At 73.8% G+C, this 3,167-nt stretch carries 2 protein-coding genes; both read left to right on the top strand.

Going from position 1 to position 3,167, the window contains the following annotated elements; genetic code table 11:
• Nucleotides 1-561: hypothetical protein (locus VI078_05105; protein ID HEY5998665.1), on the top strand; the 561-nt coding region annotated here is incomplete at its 5' end.
• Between the two features lie 94 nt (nt 562-655).
• On the top strand, nt 656-3,167 hold a 2,512-nt coding region (locus VI078_05100; GenBank protein HEY5998664.1), incomplete at its 3' end, for a valine--tRNA ligase.

Here is a 3,167-nt window from a genome sequence, read left to right as displayed (position 1 = left end):
GCGCCGCCGCCTCCTCCATCGCCACCGCCACCGCCACCGCCCGCGCGCCCGGTGACGGTTCCGCCGCCGGCCAGCCCGTTCGCGGAGGAGGATTTCGACCTCGGGCCGAGCACGCCCGGGCCCGCGGCGGCCACCGGCGGCGACGACGACCTGTGGAGCGAGGTCAACCTGCGCGGAAGCGCCGCGCCGATCATCGACCCGGCGGTCGGCGAGGACAATCTCTGGGGCAGCCTCGCCGACACGTCCGTCCTGGAGGAACAGCCGGCGGCGCCGCCCCGTGCGGAGCGCCCCCCGGCGTGGGAGATGCCGCGCCCGGTCGAGCCCGCGCCGCCCCCGCCGCGCGAGACGCCCGCCCCGGCGGTCGCGATCGACCAGGCGGAGATCGAGCGGCTCGTCGCGTCGCGGCTCGACGCCGCCGTGCGGCAGGCGCTCGAACCGCTCGTCGCCAGCCTGGCGCGGGCGCTGGTCGAGGACGTCGCCTGGCAGGTCGTCCCGGACCTCGCGGAAGCGATGATCCGCGCGGAGATCGAGCGCGTCACGCGCGACGCAGACCGCCGGTGATCCGCCGGCCCGGCGCAGGAAGAGCGGCCACCCCGCCGCGCGCGGGCAGTTCCCGCCGTGAGGGGCATCCCCACCACCACCCCGCGAGGAGCAGATGACATTCGAGAGCACCTACCGGCCTGAAGAGGTCGAACGCACCTGGATCGAGCGCTGGGACGCGGCGCGCGCCTTCCACGCGCCGGAGCCGGCTTCCGGCGAGCCGTTCTCCATCGTCATCCCGCCGCCGAACGTCACCGGCGTGCTGCACATCGGGCACGCGCTGAACAACACGCTCCAGGACATCCTGGTGCGCTGGCGGCGCATGCAGGGCCGCAGCGCGCTCTGGGTGCCGGGGATGGACCACGCCGGCATCGCGACGCAGAACGTCGTCGAGAAGCAACTCGCCGCGCAGGGGACCGACCGCCACCGGCTCGGGCGCGAGGAGTTCGTCCGCCGCGTCTGGCTCTGGAAGGAGGAGTCCGGCGGCAAGATCCTCAACCAGCTGCGGCGCCTGGGCTGCTCGTGCGACTGGGAGCGCCAGCGCTTCACGCTCGACGAGGGGCTCTCGCGCGCGGTGCGGCAGGTCTTCATCGGCCTGCACGCCGAGGGACTCATCTACCGCGACGAGCGGATCATCAACTGGTGTCCGCGCTGTCACACGGCGCTCTCGGACCTGGAGGTCGAGAGCCAGCCGGCGCCGGGGCACCTCTACCACGTGCGCTACCGGGCAGCGGACGGCGGCGAGGGGGTGGTCGTCGCGACGACCCGCCCCGAGACGATCCCCGGCGACACGGCGGTGGCCGTGCACCCCGACGACGCGCGCTACGCCTCGCTGATCGGCACGGAGGTGGTGCTGCCCGTGGCGCCGGGCCGTCGCGTGCCGGTGATCGCCGACACCGCGGTCGATCCGGCGTTCGGCACCGGCGCGCTGAAGATCACCCCCGCGCACGACGCCAACGACTTCGAGACCGGGCGGCGGCACGGCCTGGCCGCGCCGAAGATCATGGACGACTCGGCGCGGATGACGGAGGCGGCCGGGCCCTACGCGGGACTCGAGCGCTTCGCCGCGCGCAAGGCGATCCTCGCCGACCTGCGGGAGCGGGAGCTGCTGGTGCGCGAGGAGGACTACGCGGTGCCGCTCGGGCACTGCTACCGCTGCCACACCGTCGTGGAGCCCGCGCTCTCGCCCCAGTGGTTCGTGCGCGCGAAGCCCCTGGCCGAGCCGGCGCTCGCGGCCGTGCGCGAGGGGCGCACGCGGATCATCCCCGCGCAGTGGGAGCGCACCTACTACGAGTGGATGGAGAACATCCGCGACTGGTGCATCTCGCGCCAGATCTGGTGGGGCCACCAGATACCGGCGTGGTACTGCCGCGACTGCAACGGCGAGCGCGTGCGCGAGGTGACGGTCGCCGCGGGCGAAGGCGGCGCGACCGAGACCACGCTGCGCATCGCGGTCGACGCCGTGCCGATCGTCAGCCAGGAGCCGCCGGCGCGCTGCCCGGCGTGCGGCGGCGCGCGGCTCGTGCGCGACCCGGACGTGCTCGACACGTGGTTCTCCTCCGCGCTCTGGCCGTTCTCGACGCTCGGCTGGCCCGAGCGCACCCCGCTGCTCGCCTCCTACTACCCGACGTCGGTGCTCGTCACCAGCTTCGACATCCTCTTCTTCTGGGTGGCCCGCATGATGATGATGGGCATCAAGTTCATGGGCGAGGTCCCCTTCCGCGACGTCTACATCCACGCGCTCGTGCGCGACGCCGAGGGACAGAAGATGTCCAAGTCCCGCGGCAACGTCATCGACCCCCTCGGCATGATGGAGCGCTACGGCACGGACGCCTGCCGCTTCACGCTCACCGCGCTCGCCGCGCAGGGACGGGACATCAAGCTCGCGGAGGAGCGGATCGCCGGGTACCGCAACTTCGTGACCAAGCTCTGGAACGCCTCGCGGCTGGTCGCGATGAACCTCGAGGGCAGGCCCGCGCCGCCGCCCCCGGCCGCGGCGCCCGCGGCGATCGAGGACCGCTGGGTGCTCTCGCGCCTCGACGGGCTCGTGCGCCGCGTCAACCGCGCCTTCGAGGAGTACGTCTACAACGACGCCGCCTCGGCGCTCTATCAGTTCACGTGGCACGAGTTCTGCGACTGGTACCTGGAGATCGCCAAACCGCGCCTGGGCGCGGAGGGGCCCGCGGGCGACGCGGCGCGCGGCACGGCGGTGCACGTGCTGCGCCGTGTCCTGGCGCTGCTGCACCCGATCATGCCGTTCGTGACCGAGGAGATCGCCGACCGGCTCCCCGGCGGCGGGCGCCCGCTCGCGATCTCGCCGTTCCCCGAGCCGGACGAGCGCTGGGCGGATGCCGACGCCGAGGCCGAACTGGCCGTGGTGATCGAGATCGTCACGGCGGTGCGCACGATCCGCGGCGAGATGAACATCAAGCCGAGCCTGCCGGTCGAGGTGGTGCTGGAGGAGGTCCCGCCCGCGGCGGCGGCGATCGTGACGCGCGAGACGGCGATCGTCGGCCGGCTGGCGAACGTCCGCGCGATCCGGCTGAACGAGGGGGCGGACGCCGGCGAGGCGGCGACCGCCGCGCTCTCGTGCGGCGTGCTGCGGCTGCCGCTGGTCGGCGTCGTCG

The organism is bacterium (assembly GCA_036524115.1).
In the GTDB taxonomy this organism is placed as follows: Bacteria; JAUVQV01; JAUVQV01; order JAUVQV01; family DATDCY01; genus DATDCY01.
Note: the sequence above shows the minus strand (reverse complement) of the source record. Positions and strands in the feature narration are given on the sequence as shown.